The organism is Leptolinea tardivitalis, from assembly GCF_001050275.1.
GTDB classification, from domain to species: Bacteria; Chloroflexota; Anaerolineae; order Anaerolineales; family Anaerolineaceae; genus Leptolinea; species Leptolinea tardivitalis.
The window spans coordinates 197,782-216,837 of the sequence record NZ_BBYA01000002.1 but is presented as its reverse complement, the minus strand read 5'-3'; the positions used below and the strand labels follow the sequence as shown (position 1 = coordinate 216,837).

The following is a 19,056-nucleotide window of genomic DNA, read 5'->3' as shown; positions in this document are numbered from 1 at the left end:
ATGTATACACTGGCCGATTTACTTGACGCACTTACATCCCGCAAATTCGATGCTTACCGCATGCTTCTATCAGATGCGGTAATCGATTCACGTCAGGTGACGCCTTCATCGCTTTTCATAGCCATCCCCGGAGAACGGGTTGATGGGCACGCATATTTATCAAAAGCATTCGAAAAAGGGGCGTTGGCGGCCATTGTGGAAAAAGACACATCAGATGATTTTCGCACAATTGACCTGCGTCATCCACTGCCAGATGGATTCAGGCTGCCAGAACCCCCGTTTTGTCTGAGAGTTGAAAATTCACTCAAAGCCTTACAACAGGCTTCTGCACATTGGCGTCGTCAGCTTTCTGTGGGAGTTGTGGGTATCACAGGTTCTGTCGGAAAATCCACAACAAAAGAGCTGGTTTCAGAAGTGCTTTCCTGGCGGTTTGCCACGATCAAAAATCCAGGAAATTACAACAACGAAATCGGCCTGCCTCTTACCATGTTGCGAATGACTCGGGCTACACAAATAGCCATCCTTGAAATGGGATTCTATGTTCCCGGAGAAATCCAATTTCTTTGTGATCTTGCATTACCCAAAGTAGGCATTGTGACGAATATCGGTACGGTACATGCCGAGCGGGCTGGATCACAGGAGAGCATCGCCCGTGGAAAAGCAGAATTGGTGGAGAACCTTCCATCCGATGGGACAGCAATTCTCAATATGGATGACCCATGGGTGCGTTGGATGATCGGTCGATCGAAAGCCAGAGTTCTGACGTACAGTGCGGAATCAAAAGCCGATCTAACCGTCAGTGATGTAAAAGGATTGGGTTTGAAAGGCATTGAATTTACATTACATTACAAAAATTGTTCACAACGGTTATGTATTCCAATCATAGGAAAACACTCCGTTCATACAGTCCTTCGAGCTGCTGCCGCTGGTTTCACATTTGGTATGTCATGGGAAGAGATTATTGACGGTCTGCAATCCAGCACTACTCAATTACGGTTATGTGGTATCCACACCGGTCAGGGGGCTCTGGTGTTGGATGATTCATACAATGCTTCTCCTGAATCCACAACAGCAGCATTGGATCTGTTATCCGAAATCCCCGGGCATCATATTGCCGTTCTTGGAGATATGTTGGAACTCGGTCCGTATGAGAAATCAGGGCATCAACTGGTTGGATATAAAGCAGCCAATGTAGCAGACAGATTGGTTACTGTCGGTCAACGGGCACGCATTATTGCAGAAGCAGCTATCGAAAAAGGTATGCCGTCAACAGCCGTCACCTGTGTAGATGATACTGCCGCAGCCGTTGATATTCTGAAATCAAATCTTCATGAGAGCGATGTCGTTTTGATTAAAGGCTCGCATGGTTTGCGAATGGACCGCATCGTAACTGAGATCGAGGCAACTTTATGAAAGAAACATCGCTTTCATTAACGTTAACCGGTTTGGCATTTATTATGACCGTGATTTGGGGCGGACCGTTGATCCGGATGCTTCATTATTTCAAAATCGGCAAATTGATCCGTTTTGAAGGTCCCAACAGTCACATTACCAAAATGGGGACACCCACGATGGGCGGGTGGATGGTCATTGTGCCAGTGGTTGTCGTCACTCTTTTAATGAATGCCTCCATTCTGTTTGGACTAAAAATTTTTTCTACCATTGTTTTTGTTCCTCTGGCTGTGCTTATGGGTTATGGATGCCTTGGTGCCATTGATGATTGGGAAGGCATTCGCGGTCAGCGTATCGGTCAGGGGATGCGCGCGCGTACAAAACTGATCATCCAGATTGTCTTTGCTATTCCAGTAGCCTTTCTGCTGCGCGATGTAATTCATGTTCCGCAGATGTTCTGGCCTGGTGTTTACGATGCTTTTGATCTGGGAATCTGGTATTACCCGTTAGCCGTTTTTATTATTGTTTCCTGTTCAAATGCTATCAATTTTACAGATGGTCTCGATGGATTGGCTGGTCTGATTTCTGCCACAGCCTTTGCCACTTATGGCGGTATCGCCATGATGCAGGGTCAGGATTTCATAGCCCGGTTCTGCTTCACTATGGTTGGTGCTCTCTTCGGTTTCCTCTGGTTCAATGTTCACCCGGCAGAATTATTCATGGGTGATTCGGGGAGTCTCTCTATAGGAGCTACTCTGGGAGTGATAGCCCTGATGACCGGCCAATGGCTGCTGATCCCTGCCATTGCTATCATCCCTGTCAGCGAAGCGCTCAGCGTAGTACTACAAATTCTTTACTTCAAGGTGACCAAAGGGAAACGCCTGTTTAAAATGGCTCCCCTGCATCACCATTTTGAATTATGTGGATGGAGTGAAACTCAGGTCGTACAACGTTTCTGGCTGGTATCCCTTATGTTTGCCATGATTGGTGTGGCCATCGCGATGGTGTAAAGATGAAAGATTGGCGTAAAGAAAACGTTCTCATTATCGGCGCTGCCCGGCAGGGATTGGCATTATCGCAATACTTCTGTTCCCAGGGCTGCCCGGTCACATTGAACGACAGCCGCACCCCGGAACAATTGACAAAAGCGGTGGATGCCCTGTCTGGACTGCCTGTCAATCTTATTTTTGGGAACCATCCGATGGACGCATTGGAAGGTAAAACACTGGTGTGTATCTCGGGTGGGGTTTCTCCTGAACTTCCTATAGTAAAAGAAGCCCGGAATCGTAATATCCCTATTTCCAATGATGCACAGATATTCATGGAGGCGGTACCCTGTAAAACGATTGGAATCACCGGCTCCGCCGGAAAAACAACGACGACAACCCTTGTTGGGCGAATTTGCCTGGCTGGAGCGGTCTCCGGTCAAAAAATATGGGTTGGCGGCAATATTGGTACTCCTCTAATCAGTTACGTTGGAGAGATAAAACCAACCGATCTGGTTGTATTGGAACTCTCCAGTTTTCAATTGGAATTAATGACAGCATCACCCAATTTTGGTGCCATATTAAACATTACACCTAACCATCTGGATCGTCATGGAACGATGGAAGCATATAGGGAAGCCAAACGGCATATCCTGGATTTTCAGAAACCAGAGGATACGGCCATTCTATGCCGCGATGATGCCGGTTCATTTGACCTGGTCCCATTCGTTAAAAGCCATTTGTATACATTCGGATGGAATCAACCCATGGACCGTCATCCTGGAACTTACATCAAAGAGGATAATCTGGTACTTTTTGATGGGAAGGAAGATCATATCCTCCTCAATCGTGAAGATATTTCCCTTCGGGGTGATCATAACGTACTGAATGTTCTGGCTGCCTGTGCAATAACAGCTGCTGCAGGTTTTTCAGCCGAAGCCATGGAAGCCGGGATAAAAGGATTCACCGGTGTAGACCACAGGCTGGAATATGTAGCCACTGTAAATGGTGCAGCCTGGTACAACGATTCCATCGCTACAGCCCCCGAGCGCACAATGGCCGCCATCCGTTCTTTTTCTGAACCATTGGTGCTTATGATTGGTGGGCGTGATAAGAAATTACCCTGGGAAGATCTGGCAGAACTCATAAAAACACGGGTGGATCATGTGGTTGTTTTTGGTGAAGCGGCACCGAAAATTCTGGATGCACTTGCCAAAGTACAAACCGATCCGGCCAGTTTCACAGTAGATCATGCAGCCGGACTGAACGAGGCTGTAAGAATGGCTTATGAACGTTCTGAACCGGATGATGTGGTGCTACTTTCTCCCGGTGGAACCAGTTACGACGAATTCGAAGATTTTGAGGAGCGTGGCGAGTGCTTCAGGACTCTAGTCAAAAACCTTCCCTGATTTCCCAGACACAGGATCTGGCTGAAAAAACCCAACGCTGGCTGCGTATGGGTATTGATATTCCATTGGTAATGGCCATCATTACTCTGGTTTTGTTTGGCCTGCTGATGGTCTATTCTGCCAGCTGGAAGTTTTCCATTCAATTAGGGCAACCTGCTGCTTACATGTTCATTCGTCAGATTGTCTGGGTAATACTGGGAACTTTCCTGGCGGTTTTACTCAGCCGGATTGATTACCACCGTTATGGAAAATTGATGCTGCCAGCTTTGATCATTACCTACGGAATGCTCATCACAGTGTTGATTTTGAGGGATACCCGTCTGGGTGCTGACCGCACTATCCTTTTCGGCTCAGTTCAGCCATCTGAACTGGCAAAAGTGGTCACCATACTCTACTTAAGCTTCTGGTTGAACAATCACAAACCAGTTCTAAATAATTTTTCACTGGGTGTCTTTCCTATGCTTATCCTGATCGGTCTTAATGCCGGTCTGGTTTTGTTGCAGCCAGATATCAGTGCGGCTGCCACAATCATTGTGCTGGGTGGAATTCTTTTCTATCTGGCCGGCGGCGATATGAAAAAGATCGTTTTTGTGATCATTGGTGTGGCATTCTTTGGTGCCATAGTTGTTCTGGTCAGTACAACCGGCCGCACGCGTATGATGGATTACCTTAATGGTCTTCAAAATCCGGTCCAGGCTTCTTATCATGTGCAACGTTCTCTGGAAGCTGTGGTTAAAGGTGGTCTTTTCGGTGTGGGTATCGGCCGGGCGACCACAAAGTTTACAGGGTTGCCTGTTGCACCTACGGATTCCATTTTTGCCGTCATCATCGAAGAGACTGGCCTTCTGGGTGCTCTTCTGGTCGTAGGTCTGTTTATTTTGATTTTGTGGCGTGGTCTTTACATTGCCAACAGGGCACCAGATCCATTAGGTAGACTTCTCGCAGCAGGCCTGACCATATGGATTTTTATGGAAGCAGTCATCAACATGGGCGTTATGGTTAACCTGCTGCCCTTCGCCGGAAATGCTTTGCCATTGATCAGTGCAGGCGGTTCGAGTCTGACCACAACGTTGATGAGTTTTGGCATTATTTTGAACGTAGCCCGAACAAATACGGGTGTGATTCCTGAAAGGAGACCTGCCAGTGCGGTTGTTAATTTGCGCGGGTGGGACCGGAGGGGGAGTGTATCCCGCTCTGGCCGTTTTACAAACCCTGGGAAGTGATGCAGACTCCGTCTTATGGGTAGGTGGAGAAGGTGGAATGGAAGCTGAAATGGTAACCCGCTTGAACATTCCGTATAAAACCATACCTGCTGCTGGTATTCACGGTGTCGGTCTGCGCGCTTTACCTTCGAACATCCTCCGGCTCCTGCGCGGGGTTTTTGCTTCACGTAAGATTTTGAGTGAATACAAACCAGATGCACTGCTCTTCACAGGCGGATATGTGGCTGTTCCTATGGCAGTAGCCGGTGTAAAAATCCCCTCCTTGCTATATACACCAGATATCGAGCCAGGTTTGGCCATCAAAGCCATTGCCCATTTTTCAGATTGCATTGCCATGACGGCAGAAGAATCTAGATCATTTTTCAAATTCAATCACCATCTTGTCGTAAGCGGGTATCCGACCCGTCCTGAATTTACTGAATGGAAAAAAGAAAAAGCCCGCAAACATCTTGATTTGCATAACAATAAACCGGTTTTGCTCGTTTTTGGCGGAAGCAAAGGTGCACTATCTATAAACAAAGCCGTTCTTCAAATTCTTCCCCAATTGCTTGATCTGGCCCAGGTCGTTCATATCACCGGGCAACCTCATTTTGCGGAAGCACAGGCTGTAAAAACCAGTCTGATAAATTCGGACGAGTATCACCCCTTTCCATATCTACACGAAGATATGGGGGCTGCCTTTGCTGCTGCCGATCTGGCTGTTTGCCGGGCGGGTGCTTCTACCCTTGGAGAATTGCCGTTATTCGGATTACCAGCCATTCTGGTTCCGTACCCGTATGCCTGGCGTTACCAAAAAGTAAATGCCGATTATCTGGTAAAAAATGGCGGAGCGGTTATGCTCAAAGATGAAGAGTTGAATACCGCTTTGCTCCCCACTGTTACAGATCTGTTTCATTCTCCTGATCGTCTGGTGGAATTGAAGCAAAAGATGACCTCATTGGCCACTCCGAATGCCGCAGAAGTGTTAGCCTCTACTCTGCGGAACCTTACAACAGCGAATAAAGGAGCCGCTCAATGATCAGTCTTCAGGTAATTTTCTGGCTTCTCGTTATCATCTTTGCCATTATCGGTGCCGTACGCGGTTGGGCCAGCGAAGTCCTGGTGACTTTCAGCACTGTTCTTGGTCTGTTCATCTTATTTATCCTGGAAAACTTCGCCGGTTTTGCACAGAATGGAAAACTATTCACAGACCCCACAGCCCATTTCTGGCTTCAAACCGTAGTATTTGTCGGTCTGGTTTTCTTTGGATATCAGGCTCCCAATCTGCCTGCGCTGTCAGGTCATGTACGGTTTATCAATTCGACTGTGGTAGATCATCTGGCCGGCCTTCTGCTCGGTGCCATTAACGGATTCTTCATCTTCGGCAGTCTCTGGTATTTCATGGATGCTGCCGGATACCCATTCTCTATCATCTCTGCACCGCAATCTGGAACAGAGTTGGGAGATGCTGCCATCACTCTGTTGGCATATTTGCCGCCTCACTGGTTGGTTTCACCGGCCATTTATTTTTCAGCCGCCCTGGCTCTGGCGCTGGTTTTGGTGGTGTTCCTATGACCAACCGCGTGCATTTCATCGGAATCGGCGGTACGGGGCTTTCCGCTATTGCGAAAGTGCTGGTGGAAAAAGGCTGGCACGTTAGCGGTTCAGACCGGAGCTCTTCACCGTATCTTGAAGAATTACGAAAACTGGGTGTACAGCTCTTTATCGGTCATTCTGCCGAAAACATCAAAGATGTTGACGTGGTTGTGCGTTCTTCCGCTGTGCCTGATGACAATATCGAAGTTGTCACAGCACAGGCTAAAGGTATCCCAGTTCAAAAAAGAGTTGATTTCCTTCCATCTGTTATTGGTGATCAGATCTGCATTGCGATAGCTGGAACGCATGGCAAAACCACCACTACATCAATGATTGCCTGGATACTTACACAGGCGGGTCTTGATCCATCATTCATTATTGGGAGTGTATCGAAAAATCTGGGAACAAACGCCCATGCTGGAACCGGTGAATTTTTCGTTATAGAAGCGGATGAATATGATTCCATGTTTCTCGGATTGCATCCCTTTGTGGCTGTGGTTACCAATGTGGAGCACGACCATCCAGATTGCTACCCCACCCCTCAAGTTTACTCACAGGCTTTCTTGAATTTCCTGGCCAATCTTCAGGCGCGAGGGTTAATTATCCTCTGTGCCGATCATGCAGGAGCAATGTCCGTCCGATTTAAGTTACCTGTCAATATACCAGTTTTCACATATTCTGTTTTTTCGTTGATGGAACAAAACCCGAACAGTAATCAGCAAAATGCCGATTATCTCCTCCTTTCGGCAGAAGACGGTTCTTTCAAACTCTTTTCTCAAGAAGCTTTGCATGTCCGTAAGGAAATGCTCTCGTTTAAGGCCGGCGTTCCAGGGATTCATAACCTTCAAAATGCTGCAGCCGCCGCCATTACCGCATTAACGCTTGGTATAGAACCACAGGTGATTAGCCTGGCTCTCGAATCTTTTTCAGGATCCGGACGCCGTTTTGATGTTCTGGGTAATTTCAATGGAATCACATTGATTGATGACTATGCGCATCACCCGACGGAAATTCATGCCACCATTCAGGCTGCCCGCATGGCTTATCCCAACCATCGTCTGTGGGTTGTCTGGCAGCCGCATACATTCAGCCGCACCCAAACCCTTCTTCAGGACTATGTGAAGGAAATTTCCCAGGCTGACCAACTGGTGATCACAGAGGTCTTCGCAGCCCGGGAAAAATCAACCGGTTTCTCCTCAGCTCAAATCATCCCCAAAATCAAGAATATTCCTGCATTCTTTGCTCCTACATTGAATGATGCAGAAACATATCTTGAAAATCATCTTGAATCAGGAGATGTTGTACTTGTTCTTTCTGCCGGAGATGCCATCCAGATAAACCAGACATTATCTCAATCCATCATGACCAATTCTCCCAGTAATTCCACCGTGGTGAAATCATGAATCCTTTATCGGACATCACTCCAGCCGTAATGGCTGCCCTTCGCGAGAAGTTCGGTGAACGACTACAGGAAAATGTTCGACTGGCCAATTACACCACAGCGCATGTGGGTGGCCCGGCAGATGGGCTCATTGTGGCTGCTTCCAGTCAGGAATTGGCAGATATATTCACCACACTATGGCAATATGCCTGCCCGGTGTACCTGTTCGGCAGCGGTGCCAATGTTCTGGTTAGCGATTCCGGTTTTCATGGGATTGTAGTGGTCAATCATGCCCGGAATATCAAGATCGATATGCACCATGTCACTCCATCAGTCTGGGCGGAAAGTGGAGCCAATCTGGCCGGAATGGCTCGTCAGGCTGCCCTGCGTAATTTGAGCGGTCTCGAATGGGCTACCACTGTTCCCGGTACGGTGGGTGGTGCGGTTTTTGGTAATGCCGGAGCCTTCGGTTCAAACACAGCGGCTTCATTAAAAATGGTCGAAATCTTGCACCCGACCTATGGAAAACAGGAATGGCCTGTTGAAAAACTCGATTATGGATACCGCTCGAGCTGGCTTAAACGCAATCCGGGACAGGTGGTCGTACTTGCCGCCCGCTTTGAGTTATCTGTGGACCAGCCGGAAGCCATACAGGCTCGTCTGTCAGATTATTCAAACCGCCGCCGGTCTACCCAACCTCAAGGTGCCAGTATGGGGTCCATGTTCAAGAATCCTGAAGGTGACTACGCTGCCCGGTTGATAGAAGCAGTGGGATTAAAGGGAACGCGCATTGGAGGCGCACAGATTAGCGAGAAACACGCCAATTTCTTCATAAATGACAAAGATGCTACGGCTTCGGATTACTGGTCGCTCATTCAACTGGCGAGAACCAGAGTATCTGAAGCTTTCGGCATTTCACTTGAGCTCGAGGTGGAACTCGTTGGTGACTTTTCCATCAGCTCAAAATCAATGAAAAGCAACAGGAAATCAAACTAATGGCGAAAAAGATACATATCGGTGTTATTTTCGGGGGACGGTCGGGTGAACATGCCGTTTCGTTAATGTCGGCCCGGTCGGTCTTATCGGTCATGGATACCTCGAAATATGACATAACCCAGATTGGAATAACGAAAAATGGAGTCTGGTATACCGGTGAAGATGTTCTGTCAGCACTGGAAAAAGAGGATTTTTCCGGACTTCAAAAAGCGATTCTACTTCCTGTTCCCGGTGAAGCTTCCCTGTACTCCATTCGAGACACATCTTCGGGCTCCGTTCTCGAATTAGCTGCCCAACTTGATATCATCTTCCCTGTGCTTCACGGGACGTTTGGTGAGGATGGAACCTTGCAGGGTTTATTGGAATTGGCCGATATCGCTTACGTGGGCGCCGGTGTGCTTGGTTCATCCGTGGGAATGGACAAGAGTCTATTCAAAGACGTTATGCGAACTCATGGAATTCCTGTTGTGGAATCCATTACAGTTACACGCAAAGAAATAGAGACGGACCTTGATGGAGTCATTACACGGGCAGAAAAACTCTCCCCGTATCCCTTTTTTGTCAAACCTGCCAACCTGGGTTCATCGGTGGGAATCACCAAATGTCGCAGCCGGGGTGACCTTCTGGAAGGCTTGATGGATGCTGCTCGCTATGACCGCCGTATTCTGGTGGAACGCGGTTTAGTTAATCCGCGGGAGATTGAAATCAGTGTTCTGGGGAATCAGGATCCAAAGGCTTCTGTAGCCGGAGAGGTCATGCCCGAAGCGGATTTCTATTCGTATGCGGCTAAATATCTGGATGGCAGCTCAAAACTGGGTATTCCAGCCGATCTTCCAGAAGATGTCTCTCTGGCCATGCGGAATATGGCTGTGGAAGCCTATAAAGCCATTGACTGTGCCGGAATGGCCCGGGTTGACTTTTTAATGGACCGTGAAACTGGTGAATATTACTTGAATGAACTCAACACTTTGCCCGGTTTTACAAAGATAAGTATGTATCCCAAAATGTGGGATGCCACCGGGCTGCCTTACCCTCAGTTGATTGATCGCCTTATTGACCTTGCTTTTGAACGCAAAGCTGACCGCGACCACACCGTTCGCACCTACGAAGGATAACCAGGATCTTATGACCGGAATCAGCGACATTTTTAACGCCAGACCCAAGTCTTCCTCTGTTCAGCAGGCTGTTCCCCGCGAAGCGAAAAAAGTTCGCCGCGGTCTGTTGGATACGTTGTTTGGACCTTCCCAGGCCGCAAAAAAGCCGCAGGTGCAGCCATATTCGGTTGTCAAACCAATCGCGGGCGTGGATATACCCACCACCCCATCTTCATCAAGAGTGGACAGTCTTTCCCGTTTGTTTGGGATCAAACCCGATAAAACACCCCTCGAGAATTTGCAGGACCAGATCAAAAAAGAGAAACCGCACGGTGAAAATGGCATAAGACGTCTGTTCCGGAAGATGCATATCTTCCAATCCAAAGACACCACCATGCTGCCGCCGCGGGCAACCATCATTAATACACATACCGCCCGTGGGGTGGTTGTTCCCAAACGGATCACTCCGAGTACTGTACGCAGTATTAATTCTCCGGTTTCTCGTAACTCTTTCTTGGGCAAGCTCAATCTGACCGGTAAGGCTGCTTCGCAGGCTGTGGTCACCACTTTCGTTAAACCGGCACCTGTAAAAGAAGAAATTAAAACTCCGGCTCCCAAACCAAAGAATTTGAAAGAATGGGTAGCGGCGTTTCGTGCTAATGTTACCTCACTGAGTCTCCCGAAAATTTTCAAAACCTCCACTACTGTCAATACAACACCAATTGTCACCCGGCGCGGCACATACGGAGTGCCCATCCACAAACAGGCACAGACGAAAGTCCGTCGGCAGTTATATCTTTCCCTGGGTGCCAGTGGAGCTGAAATTCGGGTCCCTGCCCTGCCAATTTTCAATCCAAGCTGGCGGGTTGTATCTGGTATATTGGCGGGTGCCTGTATCGCCGGTATGGCCTATATGATTTATGCACCCACTTTTCTGGTAACCAGTGTGGAAGTGAAAGGCCTCAACCGGCTGGATCCGGAACGCATTCAGCCAATTCTTGACCTGGCCAATCGTTCAGTGGTGTTTTTGGATGCCAACCTTATCAAAGCACGCGTTCAACAAGTGCTGCCGGAATTGAAAGATATCCGGGTTTCGGTTGATATGCCCGCCACCATCTCCATCACTCTCGGCGAACGGAAACCTGCCCTTGTCTGGGACTTTAACGGACAGCAGTCCTGGATTGACACAGATGGGATCATCATTCCCATTCAAGGTGATGGCGGTGAGCTTCTGACGATCCTCTCAGATATGGCACCTCCGGTAGTGGATATTTCAGATAAAAAGGAAATCATCAAAGCCCGTGCGGCAGCCGGTGTGCAATTCAAACCGCAGGCCAGGGTTGAAAATGATTCATCCTCTAAAGAAGAACCATCATTCGCCGGTATGCAGCAGGTGGAACCGACAGTCCTTTCAACAGCCATTCAGCTCAGTACGATGATGCCTATCGGAGCCCAGTTAATCTACAACAGCAAGTATGGCTTCGGTTGGAATGATCAGCTTCAAAATTTGACCGTTTATATCGGTCAGGATCTAAACGATTTGGATATCAAAATGAACGAGTATTCCGCAATTATGATTGCACTGCAAAAAGATGGAATCAAACCCGGTTTGATCAGCCTTGAACATGTGCATGCGCCATTCTATCGTCTGGAGAGGCATTAATCATGGATGAGCCTATTGTAGTTGGGATCGATATTGGCACAACCAAAGTCTGTACTCTGGTAGCCCGGGTAGAAGGTGAACGTACACTGCGGATTCTCGGAGTTGGAATTGAACCATCGCAGGGCATTCGAAAGGGAACCATCGTAGACCTTGCCAGCGCCACCCAGGCAATCTCGCGGTCTATTGAAAAAGCCCAGCGGACATCCGGTCTCGAAATCACCTCGGCTCTGGTCAGTCTGGCCGGATCCAATATCGAATCGTATAACAGCAAGGGTGTGGTGGGCATTTCAGGCCGTGTGATTGAAATGTCGGATGTAAACCGTGCCCTGGAACAGGCTCAGGCAGTTTCACCGCCGCACAATCGTGAAGTGATTCATATCATTCAGCGTGGATTCTCCATTGATGGTCAGGAAGGCATCCGTCTGCCGGTGGGTTTGCATGGTTACCGGCTTGAGGTGGAAGCACACGTCATCACCGCATCCTCTGCGGCTGTCGAGAATCTGCGTAAATGCGTGCAGGCATCCGATGTGGGTGTCTCTCAATTTGTCCTCAACCCGCTGGCATCAGGTGAAGTCGTTTTGACCGACACAGAACGTGAGATGGGTGTAGTGGTATGCGATATTGGCGGCGGCACCAGTGATATGGCCATTTATATCAACGGCGACGTCTGGCACACCATTGTGATGCCCATTGGCGGAAATCATATCACCTCAGATATTGCCCACGGGATGAGCCTGTCTCTTTCGCAGGCAGAAGAAGTCAAGAAGCTGTACGGATGCGCCAATGTGGAAGATGTGGCCGATAGCGACGTGTTCACCGTGAGAAAATTCGGTGAAGATCGCTCCAGTACAGTGAGTCGCAAGGAACTCGCGGAGATCATCAACGCACGCGTGGAAGAAATCTTTGAACTGCTGTTGCTCGAAATAAAACGCTCCGGGTATGACGGTTTACTCCCTGCAGGTATGGTGCTGACTGGCGGAAGCAGCCTGCTGCCGGGGATCCGTACGGTGGCCAGCAATATGCTGGGTATTCCGGTTCGGATCGCCGGGCCTGAAAACTTGCTCGGGTTGACCGATCAACTGCATTCTCCGGCCTTTTCAACAAGTGTCGGCCTGTTGAACTGGGCCATCCTCATGAATGATGCCACGTCAGTGATGCGCGGCAGCGGAGGAATCAACATCAATCTACCCAAAGTGGACTTCGAGGCTATCAAAACGTTCTTTACCAGATTGTTACCGTAATGCAACTTTTGCACCACATAGAGGAGTGTGGCGCAAATTTAAATCTTAAAGTAAAATTAAGAATCGAGGATTGAGTGGAGGAGAATACCATGGAACGCACCAATACGAACCAACCCGAATCCTTTGCCCGTATCAAAGTTATAGGGGTAGGGGGAGGCGGGTGTAATGCCGTTAACCGAATGATAGATGAAGGTTTGAGCGGCATCGAATTTATTACTGTCAATACCGATGCGCAGGCACTGGTGCTTTCAAAAGCTCCAACTCGCGTGCGGATCGGTGAGAAAGTGACCCGTGGACTGGGTGCTGGCGGCAATCCGGAAATGGGCCGCAAGGCAGCCGAAGAATCAGCCGAAGAACTCTACGAAGTTCTTAAAGGCAGCGATATGGTCTTTGTAACGGCCGGCCTTGGCGGAGGCACCGGCACCGGAGCAGCAGCCATTATCGCTCAGATTGCCAAGGAAATCGGCGCCCTGACCATCGGTGTCGTCACCCGCCCCTTCACCTTTGAAGGCAGCCACCGCTCCAAATCAGCGGATGAAGGCATTGCTAAACTCAAAGAACATGCCGATACGTTGATCGTCATCCCCAATGACAAACTCCTGCAGATCGTTGACAAACGCGCCAGCATCGCTGACGCCTTTAAAACGGCTGATGATGTACTCCGCCAGGGTATTCAGGGTATTTCTGAATTAATCACAGTTCCAGGTCTTATTAACCTGGATTTTGCCGATGTACGCACCATCATGTCGGAAGGCGGCGCAGCCCTTATGGCTGTCGGTCGGGCATCTGGCGAAGACCGCGCCCGTATTGCCGCCGAACAGGCCATCTCCAGCCAGCTTCTGGATATCACCATTGACGGCGCCCGCGGTATCCTGTTCAATGTCACTGGCGGCAACAACCTGACCCTCTTCGAGGTCAACCAGGCAGCCGCCATCATCAAGGAAGGCGCCCATCCAGATGTCAACCTGATCTTCGGTGCTGTAATTGATCCCAACCTGGGTGACGAAGTCCGCATCACTGTAATTGCCACCGGATTTGACAATAACCGCAATATGCCCCGCAGGCCGGCTGCTTCCATTAGCTCTCCTCAGCTTGAACCAGCACGCCTGGTCAACAACTCGGCCGCCCGTGTTTCTGTTGCCGGTGAAACCCGCCAGCTTCAACCGGCCGATTTCAAACCCGTGATTATGGATACCGGCGACATTGATATCCCCACGTTCATGCGGAAACGTATGAATAACAACCACAACGACTACTGATCTCTCATCCCTCCATTCATTTCCATGAATTACTAAGCCGGATTACATAAATCCGGCTTTTTTTGTCGCTTTTCAATTTTCTAATGTTAAGAATCTCAAAAATGCCTTGATTATCCTGTAACGCTATGCTAGAATGAACACGTACTATATATAACCTGTCTAAAGTCACGAGCCCCCATATATGGGGGTATCTTTTGAGATTTCAATCTGTGAGGGGTAGATGCGCTGTCCGTACTGTCAGAAAGCGGAAACGAAAGTTGTTGATACTACACATGACGCCCGCGGCGGGGTGCGGCGTCGGAGGGAATGCGAAATATGCGGACAGCGATTCAGCACGTATGAACGTCCAATCCTCAACACCCCGTTGATCATCAAACGCGATGGCACACGCGAAGAATTTGACCGCGACAAATTAACCCGCGGCATTCGGATATCCTGTGCTAAAACACCGGTAACAGCCGCCCAGATCGAAGAACTGGTCAATGAAATAGAGGCATATTTGCAGCAGGCTGGCCGGTCAGAAGTTTCATCGCGTGTGATTGGCGACCGGGTGATCGCCCGGTTGAAGAACCTTGACCTTATTGCCTATATCCGTTACGCCATCGTCTATTTACAGTTAAACGACCTGCACGAGATCCGTAACGAAATTAATCATCTATTGGAAGGTGAAGGATAACGCCATGGCAACACAAACTCAGGCAAGCTCGGAAAAAACCGCCGTTTCAACACCGGCTCCCAAAAAGCCCCTCCGTTCGGTCGAATTGACCGATAATGCCCGCCAGGTGCTTGTGCGCCGGTATGTCCGCCGCGGAGATGACGGCAAGCCAGTGGAAACCGTGGAAGAGATGTTCTGGCGGGTTGCCTACAACATTGCCCGTGTGGAAAAGAGTTACGGGCAGGATGTTAACGCTCTTGCCGAGAAATATTACGACATCTTAACCTCCCGCAAATTCTTCCCCAACTCCCCTACCTTCACCGGTGCCGGAACCCCGCTGGGGCAACTGGCCGCCTGTTTTGTGCTGCCTATTACAGACGATATGGGCAAAGCCTCTACCGGCATATTCCAGACCCTGCGTGATGCGGCCCTTATCCAGCAGACCGGAGGTGGCAATGGATTCTCCTTTGCACGCCTTCGTCCAGCCGGATCGCTGGTCAATACCTCAGCCGGTCAGGCTACCGGCCCCATCGGTTTTCTACGGGTATATGATCATGCTTTCGGAGAGGTTGCCCAGGGCGGCAGCCGCCGCGGCGCCAACATGGCCGTATTGCGGGTGGACCATCCAGACGTAGAAGAATTTGTCACCTGCAAAACCAATGAGCATTCCATCACCAATTTCAATATCTCTGTGGGTATCACAGATGCCTTTATGCAGGCTGTGGAAGAGGATACCGATTGGGACCTGCGTTTCCCGGATGTCACCAGCCCGAAGTATAAAGGCTTTAGCGGTACGCTTGAAGAAGCCGAAGCCGCCGGAATTCCCATTCGGGTATATAAAACCGTTCGTGCCCGCGACCTGTTCAACAAAATCGTGACCCAGGCGCATCATAACGGTGAACCTGGCGTGTTGTTCCTGGATGCCGCCAATCGCACCAATCCTGTTCCGCACCTTTATAAACTGGAAGCCACCAATCCGTGCGGTGAACAGTGGCTTGGTCCTTATGAGAATTGCTGCCTTGGCTCTGTTAATCTATCCGAACATTTCGGTCCCGATCATACCGTTGACTGGGAATCCCTGCGTCAGAGCGTAGTGCTTTCCACTCGCTTCCTGGATGATGTGGTGGATGCCAACCTGTATGTACCGGCTGTTCCACAGCTCCGTGAAGCCGCCCTGCGTGCCCGTCGTATTGGGCTGGGCGTCATGGGTCTGGCGGACCTGATGTACCATACCGGTATCCGCTATGGTTCGATTGAAGGGCAGGAATTTGCCGCCCAGGTGATTGAATTTGTCCGCTATAACGCCATGCTGACCAGTATTGACCTGGCAAAGGAACGCGGTTCCTTCCCGGCCATTGCCGGCTCCATCTATGACCCTGACAACGTGACCTGGCAGCCACCCCAACCACTTTTTGCCTATACGCATGATTGGGGGCGCCCTGCCATCGATTGGACTTCCGTTTCCGAAGGTATCAAAGCTCACGGCATTCGCAACGCCGCTCAGACCACCATCGCCCCTACCGGCACAATTGCCACTGTAGCCGGCTGTGAAGGCTATGGCTGCGAACCCGTCTTTGCCCTCGCGTATATCCGCCACGTTAATGACAACGGTAAAGATTTGCAGCTTACGTATACCAGCCCGCTTTTTGAAAAAGCTCTGACAGAATTCGGACTGGATGATGACGAACGCAAAGCCCTGATCGAGCAGGTAATGGCAGACGGTTCCTGCCAGCATGTAGACGCCGTCCCCGAAGAATTGCGTGACTATTTTGTGGTGTCGCAAGACATCACCGCTGAAGAGCACGTGCGCATGCAGGCAGCCATGCAGGCATTTGTGGATAACAGCCTCTCCAAGACCATCAACTTCAACGCCGGCGCCACAGTGGACGATGTCTCCACCGCCTACCGCCTGGCCTGGAAACTGGGTTGCAAGGGTATCACGGTGTACGTAACCGGTTCGCGCGAACAGGTTGTACTCGAAACTCTGGCCACCGCCGAGAAGAAGAAGGGCGGCAATGGTGCCACCCCGGCCGCGGAATACGGCATCAGCCAGCACCCGGCGGAAGCCGAGGAAACCCATCAGTTGATGATGTGGAGTGAAGTACGCAAACCACGTCCCCGCGCCCTGCCCGGTTATACTTTCTCGACCGAAACTCCGCTCGGTAAAGCCTTCATCACCATCAACGAAAACGGCGGCAGCCAACCGTTTGAGATCTTTATCAACTCGGCCAAAGCCGGTTCAGAGACTGCCGCAGTCTCCGAAGCACTCGGACGGTTGATCTCCTTCATCCTGCGCCTGAGTTCCACCGTCGAACCCAAGGAACGTTTGAAAGAAGTGGTCAAGCAGCTGGCCGGCATTGGCGGCGGACGGTCGCTTGGCTTCGGCCCCAACCGCATCCGCTCTATGCCTGATGGTCTGGCTCACGTTCTGGAAGAATACCTGGCACAGCGCGAGGAACGCCTGGCCAATAGCGGCATCCCGCATACCCATGCTGAAGTGCACGAAATTTCCATCCCAATGGTGGCAGACCAGCCCCTGTTAAAAATCGGCGACCTGTGCCCCGAGTGCGGCGAGGCGGCCGTGATAAACGAGGAAGGGTGTAGGAAGTGCTACGCCTGCGGGTATAGTGAGTGCTAGGGGATACATACCCAGAAGTTATCAAACGGATAAATCATGGTTTTGTGATGTGGTATTTATTCAACATAAATATCACATCTTTTTAATCTGATCCAACTACCTTCGGGCCAGATTAAGAGAATTGACCACTCTCTATTGAATCAAATTTGACTGTCTCATATAATAATGGGTAAACATCATGAAAAGATGAACAAATCTAAGATTTAAATGTTTTTTACTTTTTGATTTTATATAAAGATATTTATTGGAAATCAGCGAGGCAATCGACTTTGGGAATCTGCATACAGGAATAATTTAGTTAGTTTTTGTATATCTCACGGCAACATTTTTTGCAAATAAGGGAGGAATAAGCAATGCCCGATTCATATAAAAAGGTTTGTTCCTGTGGAAGCCCATTAAATTATGATCTTTTCACAGATAATTACATCTGCCCGGTCTGCAATAAAAAATACATACTTGAAGTGAACGGCAATCTTAAGCAGATTGCCAATTCCGGATATATTCAATCTGATCCATCTTTTGGACGGGGAGAATCAACTCAAACCCGTGATTTCATGGAATGCCCAATTTGTGGAAAACAGAATTTTCGTGAAAACACATTCCGATGCAGTGCATGCGGCAAAGCCGGAATTTGTTTAAATCATCAGGATGGTTCAAGTTATCTCTGCATCAATTGCAGCCGCGAAAAACAACAGGCGTATTTATTTCAGATGGAACAAACTCGAAATTATCTACAGGAATTGAAGAACATTTCTAAAAAAGAGCGGCTGAAATTTTTTAAACTTGTGAATGAATATGCCGGAAAGACCCATCTGAAAGAAATCCAGAGTAAATTATTCAAAAAGAATTTTCTCTTGTCATTAATCTCTTTGGGATGTTTATTGTTCGCCCTTTTGAGTTTGTTTAAAGGAGAATTTTTCATTTGTGGATTAAGTTCCATCCTTTATGTTATCTTAAGTGTCATTTCCATTTCTTGCTACTATTCCACCCTATCCGACGCAATTGATAATGAAATTAACCGGGTGAAAGAAATTATTGCCGGAAATTCTTATCAAATTCAAAATGGCGCTCCAACAGCTGTTAATAGTTGGGCTTCTCCGGCTCAGTTTGAAAATGTCAATTCGGCAAGGTTACAACAAGATTGGTCCATTTTCAGGCCGAATAAGGTCAATGCTGTTGAACCTCCAAAACGAAAATCCGGCGGATGTGCCACAGCGTTCTTGTATTTACTGCTGTTCGTCGGGATTATTTTCGCTGTGTCATATTGGGCCGGTCTCATTCTTCCCGGTGGGAACAATTCCAATAATGAACCTGTAAATTTCTCGGGTATTTTTAATAATGGATGCAAAGTATGGCAAGATAGATATATTATTGAAACCTGCACCGTTCAGGAGGGTGGTGGAAATACAAAGGCAGGCTATAGATGGTGTTTATGCAAAGAAAGGAGCAATGGCGCATATCTTCATCGGTGGGTTCCCGTAAATTGCGCAAAATAATATGGGGACGAAGCGAATAGGGGTGGAATCGCCTTTGATCCCACCATC

At 48.9% G+C, this 19,056-nt stretch carries 15 protein-coding genes; all 15 read left to right on the top strand.

Going from position 1 to position 19,056, the window contains the following annotated elements; all coding sequences use genetic code 11:
* Positions 1-1,413, top strand: a complete 1,413-nt coding sequence (locus LTAR_RS02375; protein WP_062420556.1) for a UDP-N-acetylmuramoyl-tripeptide--D-alanyl-D-alanine ligase — start codon at positions 1-3, stop codon at positions 1,411-1,413.
* On the top strand, positions 1,410-2,402 hold the full coding sequence (gene mraY / locus LTAR_RS02370) for a phospho-N-acetylmuramoyl-pentapeptide-transferase (protein ID WP_062420555.1): 993 nt from the start codon (positions 1,410-1,412) through the stop codon (positions 2,400-2,402). Before LTAR_RS02375 ends, mraY begins: the two co-directional genes overlap by 4 nt.
* A gap of 2 nt (positions 2,403-2,404) precedes the next feature.
* A complete protein-coding gene (murD, locus tag LTAR_RS02365; protein ID WP_062420554.1) occupies positions 2,405-3,787 on the top strand; it encodes a UDP-N-acetylmuramoyl-L-alanine--D-glutamate ligase in 1,383 nt (460 codons plus the stop codon).
* Positions 3,754-5,010, top strand: a complete 1,257-nt coding sequence (locus LTAR_RS02360; protein ID WP_062420553.1) for an FtsW/RodA/SpoVE family cell cycle protein — start codon at positions 3,754-3,756, stop codon at positions 5,008-5,010. The genes murD and LTAR_RS02360 overlap by 34 nt, the downstream gene beginning before the upstream one ends.
* Positions 4,970-6,028, top strand: coding sequence for a UDP-N-acetylglucosamine--N-acetylmuramyl-(pentapeptide) pyrophosphoryl-undecaprenol N-acetylglucosamine transferase (locus LTAR_RS02355; RefSeq protein WP_062420552.1), 1,059 nt, complete (start codon positions 4,970-4,972; stop codon positions 6,026-6,028). Before LTAR_RS02360 ends, LTAR_RS02355 begins: the two co-directional genes overlap by 41 nt.
* Complete coding sequence (locus LTAR_RS02350) at positions 6,025-6,564, top strand: hypothetical protein (protein ID WP_062420551.1); 540 nt, start codon at positions 6,025-6,027, stop codon at positions 6,562-6,564. The genes LTAR_RS02355 and LTAR_RS02350 overlap by 4 nt, the downstream gene beginning before the upstream one ends.
* Entirely contained in the window at positions 6,561-7,988 is a 1,428-nt protein-coding gene (gene murC, locus LTAR_RS02345; RefSeq protein ID WP_062420550.1) for a UDP-N-acetylmuramate--L-alanine ligase, read from the top strand. The genes LTAR_RS02350 and murC overlap by 4 nt, the downstream gene beginning before the upstream one ends.
* Entirely contained in the window at positions 7,985-8,962 is a 978-nt protein-coding gene (gene murB / locus LTAR_RS02340; protein ID WP_062420549.1) for a UDP-N-acetylmuramate dehydrogenase, read from the top strand. Before murC ends, murB begins: the two co-directional genes overlap by 4 nt.
* Positions 8,962-10,077, top strand: coding sequence for a D-alanine--D-alanine ligase family protein (locus tag LTAR_RS02335; protein ID WP_062420548.1), 1,116 nt, complete (start codon positions 8,962-8,964; stop codon positions 10,075-10,077). The genes murB and LTAR_RS02335 overlap by 1 nt, the downstream gene beginning before the upstream one ends.
* A gap of 10 nt (positions 10,078-10,087) precedes the next feature.
* Positions 10,088-11,719, top strand: a complete 1,632-nt coding sequence (locus LTAR_RS02330) for a cell division protein FtsQ/DivIB (protein WP_062420547.1) — start codon at positions 10,088-10,090, stop codon at positions 11,717-11,719.
* A 2-nt stretch (positions 11,720-11,721) separates the two neighbouring features.
* The gene (gene ftsA, locus LTAR_RS02325; RefSeq protein ID WP_062420546.1) at positions 11,722-12,960 is read left to right on the top strand and encodes a cell division protein FtsA; all 1,239 of its coding nucleotides are present in this window, start codon (positions 11,722-11,724) and stop codon (positions 12,958-12,960) included.
* Between the two features lie 89 nt (positions 12,961-13,049).
* Positions 13,050-14,219: a cell division protein FtsZ gene (gene ftsZ, locus LTAR_RS02320; protein ID WP_062420545.1), complete on the top strand. Its 1,170-nt coding sequence runs from the start codon at positions 13,050-13,052 to the stop codon at positions 14,217-14,219.
* Positions 14,220-14,439: 220 nt separating this feature from the next.
* On the top strand, positions 14,440-14,895 hold the full coding sequence (nrdR, locus tag LTAR_RS02315) for a transcriptional regulator NrdR (protein WP_062420544.1): 456 nt from the start codon (positions 14,440-14,442) through the stop codon (positions 14,893-14,895).
* Between the two features lie 4 nt (positions 14,896-14,899).
* The gene (locus LTAR_RS02310; protein ID WP_062420543.1) at positions 14,900-17,512 is read left to right on the top strand and encodes an adenosylcobalamin-dependent ribonucleoside-diphosphate reductase; all 2,613 of its coding nucleotides are present in this window, start codon (positions 14,900-14,902) and stop codon (positions 17,510-17,512) included.
* A 353-nt stretch (positions 17,513-17,865) separates the two neighbouring features.
* A complete protein-coding gene (locus LTAR_RS02305; RefSeq protein WP_062420542.1) occupies positions 17,866-19,008 on the top strand; it encodes a hypothetical protein in 1,143 nt (380 codons plus the stop codon).
* Positions 19,009-19,056 lie beyond the last annotated feature (48 nt).

Bases quoted from the DNA above. Each gene is read 5' to 3' on its own strand.
- LTAR_RS02310 (WP_062420543.1), top strand. From the start codon at position 14,900: ATGGCAACACAAACTCAGGCAAGCTCGGAAAAAACCGCCGTTTCAACA.
- LTAR_RS02330 (WP_062420547.1), top strand. From the start codon at position 10,088: ATGACCGGAATCAGCGACATTTTTAACGCCAGACCCAAGTCTTCCTCT.
- ftsZ (WP_062420545.1), top strand. From the start codon at position 13,050: ATGGAACGCACCAATACGAACCAACCCGAATCCTTTGCCCGTATCAAA.
- mraY (WP_062420555.1), top strand. From the start codon at position 1,410: ATGAAAGAAACATCGCTTTCATTAACGTTAACCGGTTTGGCATTTATT.
- LTAR_RS02305 (WP_062420542.1), top strand. From the start codon at position 17,866: ATGCCCGATTCATATAAAAAGGTTTGTTCCTGTGGAAGCCCATTAAAT.
- LTAR_RS02375 (WP_062420556.1), top strand. From the start codon at position 1: ATGTATACACTGGCCGATTTACTTGACGCACTTACATCCCGCAAATTC.
- nrdR (WP_062420544.1), top strand. From the start codon at position 14,440: ATGCGCTGTCCGTACTGTCAGAAAGCGGAAACGAAAGTTGTTGATACT.
- murB (WP_062420549.1), top strand. From the start codon at position 7,985: ATGAATCCTTTATCGGACATCACTCCAGCCGTAATGGCTGCCCTTCGC.
- murC (WP_062420550.1), top strand. From the start codon at position 6,561: ATGACCAACCGCGTGCATTTCATCGGAATCGGCGGTACGGGGCTTTCC.
- ftsA (WP_062420546.1), top strand. From the start codon at position 11,722: ATGGATGAGCCTATTGTAGTTGGGATCGATATTGGCACAACCAAAGTC.
- LTAR_RS02350 (WP_062420551.1), top strand. From the start codon at position 6,025: ATGATCAGTCTTCAGGTAATTTTCTGGCTTCTCGTTATCATCTTTGCC.
- LTAR_RS02335 (WP_062420548.1), top strand. From the start codon at position 8,962: ATGGCGAAAAAGATACATATCGGTGTTATTTTCGGGGGACGGTCGGGT.
- murD (WP_062420554.1), top strand. From the start codon at position 2,405: ATGAAAGATTGGCGTAAAGAAAACGTTCTCATTATCGGCGCTGCCCGG.